Source organism: Niveispirillum sp. CC-CTL257 (genome assembly GCF_059489915.1).
Genome location: NZ_JCAJXE010000001.1, coordinates 1,487,321 through 1,507,407, shown reverse-complemented (window position 1 = coordinate 1,507,407; position 20,087 = coordinate 1,487,321). Strand labels below are relative to the sequence as shown.

15 protein-coding genes are annotated in these 20,087 nt (G+C 63.6%); 10 read left to right on the top strand and 5 right to left on the bottom strand.

Annotation, left to right across the window (positions count from 1 at the left end; all coding sequences use genetic code 11):
• The first annotated feature begins 19 nt into the window (after positions 1-19).
• Positions 20-1,030: a LacI family DNA-binding transcriptional regulator gene (locus ABC729_RS07205; RefSeq protein WP_495606954.1), complete on the top strand. Its 1,011-nt coding sequence runs from the start codon at positions 20-22 to the stop codon at positions 1,028-1,030.
• 1 nt (position 1,031) lies between these two features.
• Here the strand turns inward: ABC729_RS07205 and ABC729_RS07200 are convergent, their stop codons facing one another.
• On the bottom strand, positions 1,032-2,624 hold the full coding sequence (locus ABC729_RS07200) for a sodium:solute symporter (protein WP_495606953.1): 1,593 nt from the start codon (positions 2,622-2,624) through the stop codon (positions 1,032-1,034).
• Positions 2,625-2,962: 338 nt separating this feature from the next.
• Between ABC729_RS07200 and ABC729_RS07195 the strand changes: the two genes are divergently transcribed.
• The 9 genes from ABC729_RS07195 to ABC729_RS07155 all read left to right on the top strand — a co-directional run bounded on the left by ABC729_RS07195 (position 2,963) and on the right by ABC729_RS07155 (position 15,358).
• A complete protein-coding gene (locus ABC729_RS07195; RefSeq protein WP_495606952.1) occupies positions 2,963-4,672 on the top strand; it encodes an ATP-binding protein in 1,710 nt (569 codons plus the stop codon).
• Complete coding sequence (locus ABC729_RS07190) at positions 4,666-5,511, top strand: hypothetical protein (RefSeq protein WP_495606951.1); 846 nt, start codon at positions 4,666-4,668, stop codon at positions 5,509-5,511. The genes ABC729_RS07195 and ABC729_RS07190 overlap by 7 nt, the downstream gene beginning before the upstream one ends.
• Positions 5,512-5,816: 305 nt before the next feature.
• Positions 5,817-7,883 (top strand): di-heme-cytochrome C peroxidase, encoded by a 2,067-nt coding sequence (locus ABC729_RS07185; RefSeq protein ID WP_495606950.1) that lies wholly within the window; start codon positions 5,817-5,819, stop codon positions 7,881-7,883.
• 11 nt (positions 7,884-7,894) lie between these two features.
• Positions 7,895-9,034 (top strand): catalase family protein, encoded by a 1,140-nt coding sequence (locus ABC729_RS07180; RefSeq protein WP_495606949.1) that lies wholly within the window; start codon positions 7,895-7,897, stop codon positions 9,032-9,034.
• Positions 9,035-9,106: 72 nt separating this feature from the next.
• A complete protein-coding gene (locus ABC729_RS07175) occupies positions 9,107-9,346 on the top strand; it encodes a hypothetical protein (RefSeq protein WP_495606948.1) in 240 nt (79 codons plus the stop codon).
• A 6-nt stretch (positions 9,347-9,352) separates the two neighbouring features.
• Positions 9,353-9,820 (top strand): type II toxin-antitoxin system VapC family toxin, encoded by a 468-nt coding sequence (locus ABC729_RS07170; protein ID WP_495606947.1) that lies wholly within the window; start codon positions 9,353-9,355, stop codon positions 9,818-9,820.
• Positions 9,821-10,086: 266 nt separating this feature from the next.
• Positions 10,087-12,558: a TonB-dependent receptor domain-containing protein gene (locus ABC729_RS07165; RefSeq protein WP_495606946.1), complete on the top strand. Its 2,472-nt coding sequence runs from the start codon at positions 10,087-10,089 to the stop codon at positions 12,556-12,558.
• A 107-nt stretch (positions 12,559-12,665) separates the two neighbouring features.
• On the top strand, positions 12,666-14,480 hold the full coding sequence (locus ABC729_RS07160) for an alpha-amylase family glycosyl hydrolase (protein ID WP_495606945.1): 1,815 nt from the start codon (positions 12,666-12,668) through the stop codon (positions 14,478-14,480).
• A 14-nt stretch (positions 14,481-14,494) separates the two neighbouring features.
• Complete coding sequence (locus ABC729_RS07155) at positions 14,495-15,358, top strand: ROK family protein (protein ID WP_495606944.1); 864 nt, start codon at positions 14,495-14,497, stop codon at positions 15,356-15,358.
• A gap of 83 nt (positions 15,359-15,441) precedes the next feature.
• On the opposite strand, the gene ABC729_RS07150 is transcribed toward ABC729_RS07155, so the two are convergent.
• From ABC729_RS07150 to ABC729_RS07135, 4 genes are read right to left on the bottom strand one after another with little or no spacing between them, the layout of a single operon-like run.
• Positions 15,442-17,532, bottom strand: a complete 2,091-nt coding sequence (locus ABC729_RS07150; protein WP_495606943.1) for a TonB-dependent receptor — start codon at positions 17,530-17,532, stop codon at positions 15,442-15,444.
• A 1-nt stretch (position 17,533) separates the two neighbouring features.
• Positions 17,534-18,301 (bottom strand): ATP-binding cassette domain-containing protein, encoded by a 768-nt coding sequence (locus ABC729_RS07145; RefSeq protein ID WP_495606942.1) that lies wholly within the window; start codon positions 18,299-18,301, stop codon positions 17,534-17,536.
• Positions 18,294-19,040: an ABC transporter permease gene (locus ABC729_RS07140; RefSeq protein ID WP_495608651.1), complete on the bottom strand. Its 747-nt coding sequence runs from the start codon at positions 19,038-19,040 to the stop codon at positions 18,294-18,296. The genes ABC729_RS07145 and ABC729_RS07140 overlap by 8 nt, the downstream gene beginning before the upstream one ends.
• A complete protein-coding gene (locus ABC729_RS07135; protein WP_495606941.1) occupies positions 19,040-20,026 on the bottom strand; it encodes an ABC transporter substrate-binding protein in 987 nt (328 codons plus the stop codon). The genes ABC729_RS07140 and ABC729_RS07135 overlap by 1 nt, the downstream gene beginning before the upstream one ends.
• Positions 20,027-20,087: the final 61 nt, after the last annotated feature.

The following is a 20,087-nucleotide window of genomic DNA, read 5'->3' as shown; positions in this document are numbered from 1 at the left end:
GAAGCGCAGGGCAGTGGGTATGGCGGCACCGATCAAGATGGCGGACATTGCCCGGATGGCGGGCGTGTCGGTTTCCACGGTTTCCCGCGCGCTGGCCGGCAGTACCCTGGTGCCGCAGGCCAAGCGCGAGGAGATCCTGGCGCTGGCGCAGGCGCAGGGCTATGTCATCAATGAACAGGCCCGCAACCTGCGCCTGAAGAAGACCCGCACCATCGGCGTTGTCATCCCGCTGGGCCATGAGGTGGGGCAGCTTATCTCTGACCCGTTCTTTATCGAGCTGCTGGGACGGCTGGCCGACGAGATCACGGCGCGCGATTATAATGTGCTGCTGACCAAGGTGGCGCGGCCGGAACCGGGCTGGCAGGACCGGTTGATCCAGTCGCAGAAGGCCGACGGCCTGATCGTCATTGGGCAGAGCGACCAGCATGAGGCGTTGAACGCGGTGGCCCGCACCTATCTGCCGCTGGTGGTCTGGGGTGCGCATCTGCCCAGCCAGCTTTATTGTTCGGTCGGGTCGGACAATATCGGCGGGGCGCGGCTGGCGGTGGAGCATCTGGTGCAGAAGGGACGGCGGCGGATCGCCTTTCTGGGTGTGCCATCCCTGCCGGAGGTGGGGTTGCGCTATGATGGATACCGCCGCGCCCTGGCCGCCGCCGGCATTGCAGAGGACCCGGCCCTGCTGGCGCCCGCGCATTTCACGGTCGATACCGCCTATGACACGGTGCGCGGGTTGATCGACAGCAAGGTGCCGTTCGATGCCATTTTTGCCGTGTCGGACGTGATCGCCATTGCCGCCATCAAGGCGCTGAACGCCGCCGGGTTGCGCGTGCCGGACGATGTGGCGGTCGTCGGGTTCGACGATATCACCATTGCCGCCTATGTGAACCCGCCGCTGACCAGTGTGCGCCAGGACCTGGCGCGCGGGGCCAAGGTGATGATCGACCTGTTGTTCCGCCGGATGGAGGGGGAGAACACGCCCTCCGCCACCATGCCGGCGGAACTGGTCATCAGGAAGTCGTGCGGGAGTTAGGTCAGCGAAACACCCAGACAATCACCGCCGTCAGGGCCAGCAGGGCCACGGCCTGTACGCGGTAGTTCTGCCACAGGGGTTGACCCGCCAGGGACCTTGTTTCGGCGTCGAAATCGGCGCGGGTCCACATCAGGGTTTCGGTCTTGTCCGCCGCCGGCGGGGCGGTCAACAGGCTGGCGATCACGACGGCGGCCAGCGACAGGGCGAACAGCAGGGTGGCGGCCAGCAGGAAATGCAGATGGATGCTGCCCGACACCTGCACCCCATAGAACAGGTAACCACCGGCCAGCAGACCCACCAGAACGCCGGCGCGCGCCCCGGCCACATTGGCGCGGCGCCAGAAGATGCCGGCCAGGAACAGGGCCACCACGGGCGGCACGGCATAGGCCAGAACGGCCTGTAGATATTGCCACAGCGTATCGGTCAGGCTTTCCACCACGGGCACCCAGGCGACCGACAGCACCATGAAGCACAGCGTGGTGAGGCGGCCGATGCGGACCAGCGCGGCCTGGGACACGTCGGGCCGGAAGCGGCGCACGAAATCCATGGTGACGAGCGTGGAGGCGGAATTAAAGGTGCTGGCAATCGACGACATGATGGCCGCCAGGAACCCCGCCACGACAATACCGATGACGCCCACGGGCAACAGGTCGAAGATCAAGGTGGGATAGACAAGGTCCGGGCGTTCCAGATTGGGATACATCAGGATGGCCGCCGAACCGGGCAGCACCATGAGGAACAGCACCGGCAGCTTCAACAGCCCGGCAAACAGGCTGCCCCAGCGGCCATGGTTCAGGTCCTTGGCCGACAGAACCCGCTGCACCATGAACTGATTGGTACACCAGAAATACAGGCCGATCAGGGGCACGCCGGTGATCAACCCGGTCCAGGGCAGGGACGGGTCGTCGGCGGGGCGGATCAGGCTCATCTTCTGGGCCTCCACCCCGGCCATCACGGCATCCCAGCCGCCGGCCTTGTCAAAGGCGAAGACGGCCACGAACACCGACGCGCCACACAGGATCACGGCCTGAACCACTTCGGTGACCAGCACGGCCTTCAACCCGCCCGCCGCCGTATAGGCACCGGCGGCCAGCGCCAGCAGGCCCGCGATCTGCCACAGCGGCACGCCGGGGAAGATCAGCTTGAACATCAAGGCCCCGCCAAACAGCGTGCCCGCCGTATCCACCACGATGTTCAGGAAGATGGTCAGGCCGGAAAAATACAGCCGGATGGAGCCGTCGAACCGGCGTTCCAGGAATTCCGGCATCGTATAAACCTGACTGCGCAGGATGACGGGCAGCAGGAACAGGCAGAAAAACACCAGCACGATACTGGCCATCCATTCATAATTATAGACGGCGATGCCGGTGGCATAGGCCGCCCCCGCCAACCCGATCAGGGTGGTGGAGGAAATGTTGGACGCCAGCAGCGCCAGCCCGATGGTGGGCCAGGTCGAACTGCGCGCCGCAAGGAAATAATCCGTCGCCGTCGTGGATTGCCGCGAGGCATAGAGCCCCAGCACCACAATGGCCACCAGATACAGCCCGATAATGGCCGCATCCAGCCCCGAGAGCTGCCCAAACCCGTCACTCATGCCCGTATCCTCCCCGGATCGACTTATAGGGGCGGTTTCGCCCGATGTTGAGGGGATCATACGCCGGGTTTTGGGGTTTTGCAAACGATTGCATAAGGGTGTGGCAATTGACTTTTACGTAGGGGAGGGATGCTGTTGAGCGCTCCTTTTAGGTGGTTCACACCAACCGCTTTAATTCCTGAAACCAGTCGGTCTACTGTTCGCGTGGTCAAAGCATGTAGGCGACCAATCGTTTTAAAAGCCCGCGATAGTTGTTGCCTAACGCGGAGTTCGCAACTTTTCTGCTTGAATTCGTTGGTCATTAAATGCATATTTGCTCGCCAAGGGAGGCGTTATTCATGAAGATAGTATATCTGGGACGACAAAGTCAGCGCAACACACCTGAACCAAAGCTTAAAGGCAACGTGCTTGAGCTACTTGCAAACAATTGGGATGATTACGGCAATAGAACTACCTTCGCTACGACCTGTCGGATAGCAGGAAAAATAGTTAATCTCGGTTATCTGAAGTTGATGATCGAGGGCGTCTCGGTCAGCGAAACACACCTCGACGGTCTCTTGAAAAAGGGCTGGGACGGTGTCTTTCCAATTCCAAATGCGAATTATCTCTCACTTCCGAGCGAAATCGCCTTTTATGAACAATTGCGTGATCGGCTGAACCTAGACGCCGCTCGGGATGCCGCCATCGCACTGCGTGACGCCAGCTACGTCATGCATTTTCTGCAAGACCCCGTAGCTCGTCGCCTGATTGACAGTCAACCATTCCAGAAGTCGCTCCTACGTGAACGAAGTGAGACCAAATCCTATCTCGACGGCTGGAAATTGTTTTCGACCGAAACTATGTCGGTCCTAGATCTAGGGTTTCAGTTTGAAGACGTATTCGGTGACATATCTACACTAAGCCTAAAATTCAAACAGACCAGCATTCTCCCCCACGACGTCAACGTCTTGATTGGTCCCAATGGCGTTGGAAAATCCCAGATTCTGCACCAAATGGTTCGAGATTGGCTCGAAACTACGCCTGAAAAGCGCAAGCGTAGTACTGGCTTTGTCGAGAAACCCAATCTCAGCCAGATGGTAGTCGTTTCCTACAGCCCGTTCGAACGTTTCCCCGTTGACCTCGAAGCTCACGACCTGCAAGACAAGGATGTATATCGGTACTTCGGGTTCCGCGGTCGGTCCGTCAGTCGGAAGCCTGGGCGGTTGGCAGGAATTTCTCTTTCCCATCAGTTCCCCAAAAAAAACGCGGCAGCGTCGCTGCTCGACTGTATGATTGATGATATCCGCTACCAGGGGCTTCTGAGTTGGGCGAACAAGTTGGCGACTGTCGAGCGCGTGCTCGGAACCGCATTCGCCTTCGACTATGCTACGATTAACGTCGGCGATGTAACTGGCCCTGCCAAACGCTTCTATACCAATACCGACTTCATCGATGATCTCTCTTTCGACATTGATGACACGCGCTATATCCCGATCAGCTCCGACCGTATTGCCAAGCTAGATGTCGATAAAGTCCGCAACGCCCTCAATGCTGCCGACGGCGTGACTTTTTTCCGCAACGGTGAAATCGTTAAGCTAAGTTCGGGGCAACGGTTATTTTCGTTCATTGTCATCAATATACTCGGCGCGATCCGCCGCGAAAGCTTGATCCTCATCGACGAGCCTGAACTATTCCTACACCCGACCCTAGAAATTCAGTTCATCGACATGCTAAAGACTATCCTTGATAGCTTCAACTCGAAGGCCCTTCTCGCGACGCACTCTCTTGTTACGGTACGGGAAGTGCCGACCAATTGCGTCCACGTCCTGTCACGAACCAAGGACGGTCTTTCGATCCGGACGCCGCCGTTTCAGACCTTCGGCGGGGACATGCAGCGCATAAGCTCGTATGTCTTCGGCGATAGCGAAGCTTCCAAACCGTTCGAACGCTGGATAGAAGACAAGCTCAAGGAAATCGGTTCGGCCAAAGCGCTAATCGAGGCACTCGGCGACGACATCAACGAAGAACTCGCGATTCAGATTCAGGGCATGGAGCGCGAAGGATGGTGATGCCCTTGCCCCTACCGATGACCGCCATCGATCACCTTAATCTGATCGACAAAATCGTGAAGGAACGCACCCGAGAGCCGAATAAGACCTTTTTCGAGTCCATCGCCGATGAGTGGAAGCTGCGCGTTGACGACTATTTGGCCCACGGCGGATCGCCAATGCATGTCCCCGAATGGCCGGCGATCATGGGGAAAGCACAATCGTTCAAGACCCTCTACAGCCACCCCGCCGATGGATCGGCGCAGGCAGTGGTGCTACAGGAACTGCGAGATCACCATCTGGACATTTGTCCGTCCTGCGGCAGTCCTGCGGTGACGGAAACCCTCGACCACTATCTGCCGCAGGGGAAATTTCCCCATTTCGCGGTTACTCCTGCCAACCTGACGCCGATGTGCGATCCGTGCCAACGCCGCAAAGGAGAGGACACAGGCAACACGACGACGCCGCGTTTTTTCATTCATCCCTATTTCGATACGTTCTCACTTAAACAGATTGTCCAACTCACCATCAACCCGCCACTCACCGCTCCGACCTTCACGCTTGCTCCTCACCCCGGTTTGCAAGCGGCGGAAGCGCAATTGGTCACAACGCATTTGCAGCAACTCCAAATCGCCCGCCGTTACATCCGCTTTTTTCGTAACGAACATCGCCGTCTGCTCCGCAACGTGACGAAATTGCGCGACAAGGGATTGAATGTCGTCGAAAACATTGAGGCTTGGCAGGATGGCCATGCCGATCCGACACCGAACAGTTGGCAACATCTATTCTACGACGCTGTTATAAGAAATAAGGACTATCTCGCCTATATCTGCAGTGGACAGTTACCAATATTGCCATAGCTTAGAATAATTGAGCATTGTGAGTTCGCACGGCAGCGCCGTCTACGTAGTACCCTGTGGCCAGATCGAGAAGTACACGGTCGTTTTTACCGACCGCAGCAGCACCTTAACAAAGGCTAGCTATCTGCTTCGTGAAAATGAAATCCGCCGATCGTCTGGCAGCCACTAAACATACCACTCACAAGCTAATTCAATACCACCCCTCATATCCCCACCACCCATCCCCCATTGCCCAAGTCCCTCGTTCATGCAATTCTGCGGCGAAATCAGGCCCGTTTGGGCCGCGCATGCGACGGGGGAAGAGCATGGGGAAGCGTAGGGGGCTGTTGACGGCGTTGCCGTTGGTGGCGGTGGGGTTGGTGCTGGCGGGGTGTGGGGCCGATAAGGGCTATGTGCAGGTGGGGAGTAACCCTGCCGGAAAGCTGCCCGTGCCGCAATGGACCTCCGTGCCGGATACGGGCAAGGTGGCGGAGCTGGCGCCCGGCTGGGAAGGCTGGCCGGCATGGTGGGGGGTGGATCAGGGATGGTCGGCGGCGCAGCGCCGGGCCTTCTGGTTCACGCCGCAAGGGTCCTGGATGGTGCCCTATGGCTGGCTGGTCGTGGTGGAACAGGCCAATAGCCAGGATCGGTTCATTGCACCGGCCAATATGGAACGGCTGGGCTATATCCCCGCGCAGAAGGATGTGTGGAACCCGGAGGCGCTGCCCATCGGGTTCACGGTGACGCCGGGGATGAAGGGGGCGGATGGCACGCCGGGCATGGCCTGGGCCGGGCCGAACTGTGCCGCGTGCCACACCAACAAGCTGGATTACCAGGGCAAGTCGCTGATCATTGATGGTGCGCCGTCGCTGGGCGATTTCTACCGCTTCAATGCGGAACTGCTGGACGCGCTGCTGGTCACCTCTGAAACGCCGGAGAAGTTTGACCGGTTCGTGGCGGCCCTGGTGTCCAAGGGCTTCATCCCCGCCGATACGAAGGAGGCGCGCAACATCCTGCAAGGGCAGATGGCCGAACATCAGATGTGGCTGGCCGAATATCTGCGCCGGAACCTATGCGGCAGCCATAACAGCAAGGAATGCCCCGTCGATGAACGGCCGGGCACCGACACCTATGGCGCCTATCAGGCCAAGAACGAGAATTTGAAGGCGGGTCTGCGCACCCTTTCGCCCGAGGCGCGGGCGCAGGCCGATGCGGTGATCCGCGAGAAATATGTGCCGCTGCCCGGCAATGGCCGCATCGATGCCATCGGCGCGATTTTCAATCAGGTCTCCGGCTTTAACATTGCCGTCGATCAGGCCAATTACTCGCCGTCCAACGCCCCCGTCAGCTATCCGTTCCTGTGGGGGGCGCCGCAGTCGGACGTGGTGCAGTGGAACGGCTTTGCGCCCAACAAATCGGTGCTGGGCCTGGGCGTCGGCCCGCTGGCCCGCAATGTGGGGGAGGTGCTGGGCGTTTATGGCCGCATCCGGGTGACGGCCAAGGACCCGTCGAAATGGACCAGTCCCGATGGCACCTTTGGCACTGTGCCGGGCAAGGACCCGCGCTTTGGCTATGCCTCCACCGTGCTGACCGACAATCTGGGCCATATTGAGAACTGGCTGTCCACCCTTCGCTCCCCCGCCTGGCCGGAAAGCATTCTGCCGGCGATTGACAAGGAGCTGGCGGCCAAGGGTGGCAAGATCTATCGCGGGGAAACGCAGGATGGCGTGAACTGCGTCCTGTGCCATCAGGTCATTGCGCGCGACAAGCAGGGCGATGATTATCAGGCGACCCTGATCCAGACATCGGTGATCGGCACCGACCCCGGCATGGCCGACAATTTCCTGCTGCGCATGAACAAGGCCACGGGCCTCTCCTGGGAAAGCGGCAAGCTGGAAGGGCAGAAGCCGATCAGCCCGCTGCTGTTCTGGCAGAAACCCTATGGCGCGACGCTGGGCAACCGGGGTGATGCGCTGACCACCCAGGTGGTGGGGGTGCTGACGTCGGATTTCAGCGAGACCATCGCCGCCGGCCGGCTGTCCAAGACCTATACCGGCCCGATCAGCGACACGGCCGACCAGCGGTCCTACAAGGCGCGGCCCCTGACGGGCATCTGGGCCACCGCACCCTATCTGCATAATGGGTCGGTGCCGAACCTTGCGTCCCTGCTGATGGATGAGGCCAAGCGGCCCACCAAGTTCCATGTTGGCAGCCGGGAGTTTGACCCCGTGCATGTCGGCTATCAGACAGGGCCGGACCCTTATCGCCCGACCTATGAGTTTGACACGGGCTTCCCCGGCAACCTGAATTCCGGCCATTCCGGCAAGCTTTATGGCACGGAACTGTCGGATGCGGACAAGTTGGCGCTGATCGAATTCCTGAAGACGCTGTAAGGCCGGGAGAGATGATGAACAAGCGGTTGAAGGAAGGGCTTTGCCTGGCCGGGGCAGGGGTTGCCCTGCTGTCGGGGTGCGCCGAGCGGGGCGATGCCTATTACCGGCCCATCGATCCGGCGACATATCCGGTTGCCGACGGGCCGGGGGAGAAGCTGGCCCCCGGAGAGGTGGATGCAGCCGCCCGTGTGGCGGCCATCATCTATGCCCATCTGGAGCGGATGTATGCCAATGTGCCGGTGCGCCGCGACGCGCACCCCAAGCCGCATGGCTGCGTCGCCGCCACCTTTACGGTGGGCGAGGGGGTGCCGGCTTCGCTGCGCCATGGGCTGTTCGCGAACCCCGGTGCCTATCGCGCCATCATCCGCTATTCCAATTCCAACGAGAATCCCAACCGCCCCGATTATGACAAGGATGGGCGCGGCATGGCGGTGAAGGTGTTGGGCAGCAGCGAACGACCGCTGCCCGGCACACCCCTGACGGTGGCACCGGGGGCGGAGCCGTCGCAGGATTTCATCATGATCAATTTCCCCACCTTCCTGGTGGCGGAACCGAAGGATTATGAAAAGCTGGTCGGCTATACCGACAGTCCCAGCAAAATCACGCAATGGCTGCAGCCCCTGCTGGTGCCGCTGTCCATCGGGCTGAAAGGCACGATCAATGCCGTGGATGCCACCAGTTCGCGGATCGATAACCCGCTGAATACCCGCTACTGGTCCATGGTGCCGTACCAGCTGGGCAGCGGGGCGGACGCGGTGGCGGTCAAATATTCCGCCATGCCGTGCGAGCCGAAGCCCGTGGTCATCCCGAAGACCACGGACCCCAACTATCTGCGCGCCGCCATGGTGGAGACCCTGAAGACAGGCGGGGCCTGCATGCGCTTCATGGTGCAGGTGCGGACCGGCGACATGAGCGTGGAGGACCCGCGCTATGAATGGCTGGAGAGTGAAGCGCCGTTCCAGGAGGTGGCGCGGATCGACATCCCGCAGCAGGATTTCAACACCGAGCCGCAGAATGCCGCCTGTGAGGCCAGTTCCTACAACCCCTGGCACGCGCTGCCGGACCATAAGCCGCTGGGGGCCGTGAACCGCATGCGTAAGGCGATTTATGAGCGGATTTTCGAGCTGCGGCGGGAGACGGCGGGGCGGTAGGTCGGTGGCGCTGCGTTCATTGCGCGTTTGGCGGTTCTGTCCTAATCTGGCCCTGTCAGGAGGGCGTCCAGGATGACCGCCAGCAGCAAGAAACAGCGTACACCCAGTCGGAAGGCGACGCTTCGTGTGGACGCAGCCGCCCATAAGGGTGGGGGGCTTGACCAGGAGTGGGGGCCGGCCCGTTCCCCTCGCCACGAGGGGCGACCGGTTATGCCGTTTCGGGTCGATCCGGATATGGGGGTGCGGGCGGAGCCGACCGGCCCCGTGATCATCGGCGCACGCCGTCACCTTGGCCTGACCATCGACGGATAGGCCTGCATGACGCGTCTGCTGCTGGACACGCATGTGCTGTTCTGGCTGATCTATGATCCCGATTGTCTGAGCGCGGAAGCCGTGGCGGCACTGCGCGATCCGGGGAACCGTGTCTACGCAACCTTGCTGTCCGCGCAGGATATTGCGACGAAAATCTCTTCCGGGCGCTGGGAAGGTGCCTTGGAACTCCTGGAGAATTTCGAGGAGTTGGTGCGGGCGAGTGGGCTTGGCCTGATCGTGCCAGTGGCAGTCGATTACGCCAACTCCATACACCTGCCGGGTGGAGGCGACCCGGTTGACCGTCTGATCTTCGCGCAGGCCAAGGGCAGAGCCATGACGCTGGTATCCTCCGATGCCAACGCCAAGGCCGTTCTGGGGGCGGACTACCCTATCCTGCATGGCGGCACACGGTCAGCGCCCCGAGAGCCAAAATCCGTTATTCGCCCACGCCGTGCCTTTCGGTCGGTCCCCTGAGGTGATCGCCGTGGCGGTAGGTCTGCTGCGCTGCAAACGATTGTAGCTTTGCTGCTACAGGTCTGGCCGGCGGGTTTGCAGTCAAGGCTTTGAGATCAAGGGGTTTCCAGCGGAGCGCACAATCAGCCGGACCAAGATCAGGCTGATTGTGCAAAATCAGACTTGCAAACGATTGCAGATGACTTATTCTCACCCTCGAAGCAAAAGGGGGCCGGGTAACGGCACCCGATTTCTGGCCAAACTGGTCCCAGAGGGAGAGAACCCAAATGAAGTGCATTCTGATGCGTGCGTCCGCCATGGGCGCGGCGCTGGCGGCGTTCAGCCTGTCGATGGCCCATGCCCAGGACACCCAGGTCGCGCAAGCCGCGGCCCAGGCCGAAGCGCCGGCGCAGAGCGACGATCTGCAGATGGAAGAGATCGTGGTGACCGCCGTGGTCAGCCAGACCTCCAAGATGCGCAGCTCCGTCTCTGTCTCCGCCCTGTCGGCGGAAGACCTGATGCAGTCCGCCCCGCGCAGCACGGCGGAGATTTTCCGCAATATCCCCGGCGTGCGGTCGGAATCCACGGGCGGCGAGGGCAATGCCAATATCGCGGTGCGCGGCCTGCCGGTGGCGGCCGGCGGTGCCAAGTTCCTGCAACTGCACGAAGACGGTTTGCCCGTCATGGAATTCGGCGATATCGCCTTTGGCAATGCCGACATCTTCCTGCGCGCCGACAGCAATGTGGCGCGGGTGGAGGCCATCCGCGGCGGTTCGGCCAGCACGCTGGCCAGCAATTCGCCGGGCGGCGTCATCAACTTCATCTCGAAGACCGGCGACAAGGAAGGCGGCAGCTTTGCCGTGACGCGTGGTCTGGATTACGACACGACGCGCGGTGATTTTGAATTTGGCGGGTCCATCGGCGACAATTGGACGGCCCATATCGGCGGCTTCTACCGCGAGGGCGAGGGCGTGCGGAACGCCGATTACAACGCGGAGAGCGGCGGCCAGATCAAGGCCAACCTGACCCGCAAGTTCGAGAACGGCTATGCGCGGGTCTATTTCAAATATCTGAATGACCGGGCCATCGGCTATCTGCCGCAGCCGGTGCTGGTCAGCGGCACGAACAGCGATCCCAAGATCCTGTCTGTCAATAATTTCAGCCTGCTGACCGACAGCCTGCACACGCCGAACTTCCTGACCAATGTCGGGCTGGATGGCGACAATAATGTCCGCACCAGCAGCCTGAAGGACGGGATGCATCCGGTGTCCACGGCGGTGGGCGGTGAGTTCAAGTTCGATCTGGCCGATGGTTGGGCGGTCGCCAATAAGCTGCGCGTGGCGGATACGTCGGGCCGTTTCGTCAGCCCGTTCCCGCAGGAAGTGATGGGGGCGCAGGCGCTGGCGGTGGCCATCGGCGGAACGGGGGCCACGTTGCGCAATACGGACGGGTCGTCCATTGGGACGCCGTCGGCGCTGAACGGCAACGGGCTGGCGACGCGCGTGGCGCTGTTCGATGTGGAGATCAATGATTTCTCCAACCTGGCCAACGACTTCAAGCTGACCAAATCCATCGTCAGTGGCGACAACACCATCGACCTGACGGCCGGTTACTATAAGGCCCGCCAGAATATTGAGATGGACTGGCTGTGGAACACCTATGTCATGGACGTCAATGGCCGGGATGGGCGGCTGCTGGATGTCTATAACGCAGCGGGGCAGAAGCTGACCAGCAATGGTCTGCTGGCCTATGGTGTGCCGCTCTGGGGCAATTGCTGCACCCGACGCTATGACGCGCAATATACGATCGACGCGCCCTATGTGTCGGCGGCGTGGGAGATGGGGCAGTGGAACCTGGACGCCTCCCTGCGCCGGGATGAGGGCGAAGCGCGGGGCCATTACATCGCCAGCCGTCAGGCCCAGGTCGATGTGAACCGCGACGGCACCATCAATGTGCCGGAACGGTCGGTATCAGTGATCGACAGCGCCAACCCGCAGAAGATCAATTACGACTGGGGCTATTGGTCCTGGTCGGTCGGTGCCAACTATATGATCGATCCCGATCTGGCCGCCTTTGCCCGCGTCAGCCAGGGTGGCCGCGCCAATGCCGACCGTCTGCTGTTCGGTCGTCTGCGCGCCGATGGGTCGGTCGCCAAGCAGGACGCGGTCGATATGGTCGACCAGTATGAGGCGGGCGTGAAGTGGCGCGGCGAGGATGTCAGCGTCTTTGCCACCGCCTTCTATGCCGAGACCCAGGAGCAGAATTTCGAGGCGACCAGCCAGCGCTTCTTTGACCGCACCTACACGGCCAAGGGGATCGAGTTGGAGGCGACATACCGCTATGAAGGGTTCTTGCTGAGCGGTGGGGCGACCTGGACCGATGCGGAGATTTCCAAGGATGCGCTGACCCCCGCGGTCAAGGGCAATACGCCCCGTCGTCAGGCCAAGTTTGTCTATCAGCTGACACCGTCCTACAGCTTTGAGGGCTATACGCTGGGTGCCAACATCATCGGCACCACCAAATCCTATGCCCAGGACAGCAACGAGCTGGTGATGCCCGGCTATGCCCAAGTGAACCTGTTCGCCGATGCCGCCATCACCGATGGCCTGTCGCTGTCGATCAATGTCAACAATCTGTTCAATGCCAAGGGTTTGACGGAAGCCGAAGAAGGCTCCATCACCAGCGGCATCGATAACATCATCCGCGCCCGTTCCATCAACGGGCGTTCCAGCACTGCCACGCTGAAATACAGCTTCTGACGTGGCGCACCCCGGCCGGGGAACCTCCCCCTCCTTCCATTCGGAACCCCGGCCGGGCTTTCTTTTTTGTGATTGTCATTGTGCAATTTAAGAAACAGGTTCGTTCCATGTCCGTCTTTCCCCTGGCCCTTCCTGACGATGCTGAACTGTCTGCCCGCTTGTCCGCACGGATCGGGCAGCATTGGCATCGGTTGCTGGCGGCCCTGCGCCCGCTTTACGGCGAAGGGGCGTGGGAGGGGGAACTGGCGGCACGGCTGCTGGCCGCCGCCATTGCCCGCCCGGCGGACCTGCGGGCGTTGGACCGGGTGCGTGAAGCGTCGCCAGACTGGTTTCAGAAGCCGGAGATGGTGGGGTACTGCACCTATATCGACCGGTTCGGGGGCACCCTGGCCGGGACGCGGGCCAGGCTGGATGAACTGTCGGGCCTGGGCGTGCGTTATTTCCATCCGCTGCCGTTGCTGAAGCCGCGTGAAGGGGACAGTGACGGCGGTTTCGCCGTGGCTGATTTCCGGCAGGTCGATCCCAAGCTGGGCAGCATTGATGATCTGCGCGCGCTGGCGTCGGACCTGCGGGCGCGGGGGATCAGCCTTTGTCTGGATATCGTCTGCAACCATACGGCAGACACCCATGACTGGGCGCTGGCCGCCAAGGCGGGCGACGCGAAATACCGCGATTTCTATCATGTGGTGGAGAGTGCGAAGCAGGTGGCCGCACTGGAGGCGCATCTGGGGCAGGTGTTTCCGCAGACGGCACCGGGAAACTTCACCTTTGTGCCGGAAATGGGCGGCCATGTCTGGACCACCTTTTATCCGTTCCAATGGGATTTGAACTATGCCAACCCGGCGGTGTTCATCGAGATGATGGATGTGCTGCTGTATCTGGCGAACCAGGGGGCGGAGGTATTCCGCCTGGACAGCGCGCCATTCCTGTGGAAGCGGGCGGGCAGCGATTGCCGCGGGCTGCCGGAGACGCATCAGGTGGTGCGGGCCTGGCGCGCGGCCCTGGCTATTGTCGCCCCGGCGGTGGCGTTGAAGGCAGAGGCGATTGTCGGTCTGGCGGAGGTTCTGCCGTTCCTGGGCGAGCCGGAGCAGCCGGAATGTCATCTGGCCTATAACAACACCGCCATGACCGCGCTGTGGGCCGCACTGGCGACTGGCGACACGCGCCCCTTGGCGACCTGCCTGACCCAGGCGCTGGCCAAGCCGGCGGGGGCGGGGTGGCTGACCTATGTCCGCTGTCATGACGACATCATCTGGGGCGCGCTGAAGGGCGTGATCCCCGATGAGACTCTGGCCTGGATTTCGGATTTCTATGCCGGGGTCGTTCCCGGCTCCTTTGCCGATGGGCAGGCGTTTCAGGCGGAGCCGGGGGCTGTGCGTTCCACCAATGGCATGGCGGCCTCGCTGGCCGGTGTGCGCGACGGGGGCGACAACACAGCGGCACTGGCGCGGCTGCGGCTGCTGTATGGGGTGACCTTCGCGCTGGACGGTATTCCCGCGATTTATATGGGCGATGAACGCGCCCTGACCAATGATCCCGATTATGCGGCGGAACCCGACCATGATGATGGCCGCTGGCTGCATCGGCCCCGCATGGACTGGACCCGCGATGGCGAGCCGACCCGCGCGGCCATTGCGCGGTTTGCACAATTGCGCCAGGGCCGGGCCTGTCTGCACGCGGGCAATCCGGCGCGTCCGTTGCTGAGCGTTGATCCTGCGCTGCTGGTGTTTGAGCGGGCGGATAAGGGTGGGGAGCGGCTGATCTGCCTGGGTTGGTTCAAGGACGACGCCACGATCACCGATCTGTCGGGCCTGCTGGGGTCTGGTTGCTGGCATGACCTGCTGGACGGCACGGATGTCAACGCGCAGTCTGTGGCGATGGCCCCGTGGGGCCTGCGCTGGCTGGTAGTCAAGAACGGTTAAGGGAAGGACGCGTCATGCGGGTCGCGGGCATCGAACTGGGTGGAACCAAGGTGGTGGTCGGGGCCGGCACGGGGCCGGACGATCTGTCGCCGACCATCCGCATTCCCACCACCGACCCGGTCACCACTATGGCCGCCGTCATCGCGGCATTGGACAGCCTGAAGCCGTTTGATGCCATCGGTATCGCCAGCTTTGGTCCGCTGTGCCTGGACCCCGCCGATCCGGGCGGGTTGCGCATCACCAACACGCCCAAGCCCGGCTGGTCGCAGACGCAGTTGGTGGCCCCGCTGGTGGAACGCTTCGGGGTGCCGGTGCGCCTGGATACCGATGTGAACGGGGCGGCCCTGGGTGAGGGACGGTGGGGTGCGGCCCGGGGCCTGCGCGACTTTGCCTATATCACGGTGGGCACGGGGGTAGGTGTCGGGCTGGTGGTTAATGGCGCACCGGTGCATGGATTGCTGCACCCGGAGGCGGGGCACCTGCTGGTCCGCCGTGACCCGGTGCGTGACCCCTATACGGGCCATTGCCCGTTCCATGGTGATTGCCTGGAAGGGTTGGCCTGCGGTCCCGCCATCGCGGCGCGGGTGGGGGCGCCGGCGGAAACGCTGGGCGATCATCACCCGGTCTGGCCGCTGGTGGGCGATTATATCGGGCAGCTCTGCGCCAGCCTGCTGCTGATCACGGCACCGCGTCGCATCATCCTGGGTGGTGGCGTGGGGCAGCGGCCCGGCGTGCGTGCGGCGGCAGAAGCGGCGATGCGCACGCATCTGGCCGGATATGTACAAAGTCCTGCCTTCGCGCAGGACATCATCGTGCCGCCGGGGCTGGACAGCCTGTCGGGGGTGCTGGGCGCGATTGTGGTGGGTAGCGCGGATTAGCGAAGCGTAATCCGCGGAAAGCCCGGAACCGTGTGCCCGCGGATTACGGCTGGCGCCTAATCCGCGCTACAAACTGATCCGCGTTACAAGCGCACTCGCAACCCGGCCAGCCATTGCTGTCCCGGGCCGACATTGGTCAGGCCGTCGCTGCGCCGACCGGTTTCGACGCGGGCACCGGTGATGTTTTCCGCCGTGGCATAGAATTCCAGCGTCTCATCCACGCGCCAGCCGGCATAAAGATCGCCGACGGTGTAGCTGTCGAGCGTGCCCAGGTTGCGGCTGTCCTCGAACTGTTTGCCCGCCGCGCGGACCTGAGTGCGCAGGGTCAGGGCCGGGATGGGGTTCCAGGTGATATCCAGTGTGCCGGAATGGCGCGGCGACTGGCCCAGCTGGTTGCCCTTCAGCGCCCGCATCGACCCTGGATCGGTGATTTCGCTGGCGCTGAACAGGTAGGCGGCGGAGAGGCGTAGGGTGTCGCTGACCTGCCAAGCAATGTCGGCCTCAAGCCCCTTCACATTCACCCGGTCCAGGCCCCGGCGCTGCGCCAGACTGCCGCCCGCCGGGACGAACACACCCAGTTCGGCATTGGTGCCGGTGGTCGTTTGGATCACGACATTATCGACGGCGTTTTTCAGGCGCACATGGAACAGGCTGGCGTTCAAGGTGACGCCAGAACCGGGCGTCAGGCGCAAGCCCGCCTCACCCCCGCGCATGCGTTCGGGAGCCAGGGCGGGGTTCGCCTCCGTAATGTCGTTGCCGACGCGGAAGGGGCGGTACAGTTCGTTCAAGGTGGGCAGGCGGAAGCCGGTATAGGCGGCGGCGCGCAGCGCGATGCTGTCGTCGGCCTGCCAGTCGATGCCGGCGCGGCCATTGGCGACAGTGCCGTCGCGCGTTGCATAGCGATCATTGCGCAGGATGGCGCCGGTGGCGATGTCGCTTTCCAGTCGGTGGCCGTCGCTGTTCTTCCAGGCATCCAGGCGACCACCGGCGGAGACGGTCAGGCCCGGCACGCCGGTCCAGGACTGTTCCAGGAACAGGCCCGCCACCGATTGCGTGCCGCCGGCATCGCGCATGCGGGTGTAGCGACCGGCACTGTAGGTCATCCGTTCCTTGGTCTTGCCGTCGGTTTCACGTAGGTCGGCGCCGATATCGGTTTCAAAACCGTCGGCGGGGGTGAAACCGATCTGCATGATCGCACCCTTGGCCGTGGCCGGCACGTCATACTGGTCCAGCGACGGGGTTTCGGCGGTGCGGGTGGCGTTCACGCCGGAAAAGGTGCTGGCGAAGGACCAGTCGCGCCAATAGGCCACGGCCTCCCAATCGACCTTTTCCCCGTCACCGACCAGACGCAGACTGCCTTCGACCGCGTCGGTGGCATTGTTGGTATAAGGCGTGCCGTTGCCCCGGCTTTCCTTGAAACCCGACAGTTTGGCGGTGGCCGAGACATTGCCGACGCGGGTGGACAGAACGCCATCGACGGCATAGGCGTCGCTGTCGGCCTTGATATCGATGGGGCCGCGCCGGGCGGGTTCCACCAGCTTCACGCCATCGGTGCGAAAGGCGCTGCCCGACAGGCCCATGTGCCAGCCGTTGGCACTGCCGCCCACCGACGCCTGCGACAGCAGCGTACCATCGCTGCCGCCGGCCAGTTCCATGTCCAGCCCGTCACGCTGTTTCGTGTCGATGCGGATGGTGCCGGCGAGCGCCGAGTTGCCCCAGGGACCAGCCCCGCCGCCGCGCGTGATCGCCACGCTGTCCACCGATGATGTGGGCAGGCGCGACCAGTAGACCCAGCCGCCGAACGGGTCGTTCACCGGCACGCCATCAACCAGCACCAGGGTGCGGCCCGCCCCGTTGGGGCCGATACCGCGCAGTGACACGCCCTGCGCCGTGGGGTTGGCGGTGCGCGATCCCGACCGCCGGAACAGGCCGAAGCCGGGCACGGCGCGCAACGCCTCGTCCAACCGCCGCTGCGGTGCGGTGGCCAGCGTGGCCGCGTCGATGATGGTGGGGGCGTAAGCGCGTTCATAGGTGGGCACCCCGTCGCGCCGGCCCGTCACCACAATTTCCGCCACCTGATTGTCATCGGCAGCCAGCGCCGGCAGGCCCGCGAACAGGGCCAGGGCGGCGCAGAGGGGGCGGGACAGGCGGGCGGGCAGGGGACGCTGCGTCATGTCAAAACCTTTTCCGGCGGGGGCGGGTTGGGGGCCGCCGCTGCTTCATCGGGGATATAGTCGAAGATTGGGCGGCCTGGATATGCCGGATCGTCGCGGCCACCTGTTCGGTATGCCGCTGACCACGGGGGCCGGGCGGGTGGATGCGGGCCACCACGCGGGCCGGATGACCCGCCAGGACCAGGATAGTGTCGGCCATCGCCGCCGCCTCCGTCAGGTCATGAGTGACCAGCAGCATGGCGAGACCGTGGCGTTCCACCATCCGGCGCAGCAGCAGGACGCGCAGCCGGTTGGCCAGAGCCGCGTCCAGCGATACCAGCGGTTCATCCAGCAGCAGCAGGTCGCCATCGGCGGCCAGGGTACGGGCAAGCGCGGCGCGGCGCTGCATGCCCACGCTGACCTGTGATGGGAATTGCCCATGGCTGTCGCGCGGCAGTTCCACGGAGTCCAGCCAGCGCCGGGCCTGCCCCCGCCCTCGTTCCGCCGGTGGCAGGGCCATGTCGACATTGTCGGACAGGCTGCGCCAGGGCAGCAGGCTGGGTTCCTGGAAATGGGGGACAATGCGGATGCCGGGGGCGGGGGTGAAGGTGCCGTCGAAATCCCGGTCCAGGCCGGCGGCCAGCATCAGGGCGGTACTTTTGCCACAGCCGCTGGGCCCCACCAGCGCCAGCAGCTCGCCAGGGGCGATATCAAGGTTCAGCCCGGCCAGAACGGGCGTGCCGGCAAAGCGCTTCTCACCCACCGTCAGGCGCAGCAGCGGTTCAGCCATGGGCACCCCGCCAGCGGCCCGCGCGCCGTTCCAGGGGCGCCATCAGCGCCATTTCAATCACTTGCGCCACCAGCACAAAAGCCAGGGCATAGGCCAGCAGGGTGGCGACATCGAACATCTGAAAGGCCAGATGGATCTTGAACCCCACGCCATTGCCGCGCCCCAGCAGTTCCACCACCAGCACGATCTTCCAGACCAGCGACAGGCCGTTGCGCGCCGCCGCGAACAGGTAGGGGGACAGGTGCGGCAGCAGCAGATGGCGCAGCCGGTCACTGCGGGTGAAGCGATAGGCGGCGGCCATGCGCGATAAGGCGGGGTCCAGTGCGCGGGCACCGGCCCGCACCTGCACCACCACATTCGGCACCTTGTTGACGGCCACGGCGGCGATGGCCGCCGTCTCCGTCAATCCGAACCAGAGATAGGAAAGCACAATCACCACCAGGGCCGGGACGTTCAGGGCCAGGGTCAGCCAGGGCCCCAGCAGACCATCCAGCAGCGGCGAACGGCCCATGGCGATGCCGATGGCGGTGCCGATGGACAGGGCCAGGGTGAAGGCGGCGGCGACACGGGCCAGGGTGACGCCCAGATGCAGCCAGAGCTGACCCGATGCCGCTTCCCGCAGCATCGCCGCCGCGACCATGGCGGGGCCGGGCAGGGTGGGGCCGGCGACGGCCAATGCCGCCCCCTGCCAGACCAGCAGGATCAGAAGGATGGAAAGGCCCGCCCGCGCCACGCCCATTACCCCCACGACACCGGCCAGAAGGTGCCGTCGGGAATGGCCCGTGCATCGCCCACCAAATCCCGCCCGCCCAGGCCCGCCAGCAGCGCGAACAGCCGCGCGGCGTCGGCGCGTTCCGCCTCTGTCCAGCGCTGGGGGATGCCCTGTCGGAAGCGATCGCGCAGGTGCCGGGCGATGGTGTCGTCATCGGCAGCCAGCAGGGGGCGGATGGCGGTCCAGGCATCGTCGTCGCGGGCCAGGATATCCTTGGCCTGCCGCGTCATCGTTGTAAAGGCGGACAGGGTGGCCTGGTTGCGGGCGGCCCAATCGGCGCGGAAGACATAGCCCAGGGTCGGCACTTCGGTCGCCAGCCCCAGGTCGCGCGCCAGATCGGCCACGCCGGCCAGTTGGCGCATTCCCGCCGCCTCCAGCCGGGCTGCGTAATGCCAGTAGGTGAGGACGGCATCCAGACGGCCGGATTGAAGCTGCTGCGACAGAAGCGGCGGGGCCGCGAAGATCGGGGTGGAGGCCTCTGCCAGATCGATGCCGTGGCGCTGTGCGGCCTGGGCGCGCAGCAGCAGCCAGCCCTTGTCCACCGGGCCGCCGGCCACGCCGATGCGTTTGCCGGCCAGATCGGCGGTGGTCCGGATGGCGCTGCCCGGCGGCACGATGATGGCGCCCACGGCGCAGGAATAGGGGATGAAGGACAGGTCGATGCCCGCCGCCCGCTGCCGCGCGACCCACAGCCAGTCGGAGGCGATAATGTCGACGCCGCCGCCCAGCAGGGCCACCTGCGTCGCCTGCGTGCCGGCCAGTTCCTGAACCGAAAGGGACAGGCCGGCGGTGCGGTCCAGCCCGTGGGCGCTGGCCGTCGCCATTTCCCATTGCACCGTGCCGAAGGGCAGCAGGCCCAGACGTACCGGCGATGCCGGGGCCGCGCCTGCGGGCAAGACCGCCAGTGACGCGGCAGCCGCCAGGAAGGTCCGGCGGCAGACATTGATGGCCATCGCTTCCTCCCGGGGAAGTCCTTGTCGTTGGCCCCATGCTACGGCCCCGGTCCGGATAGCC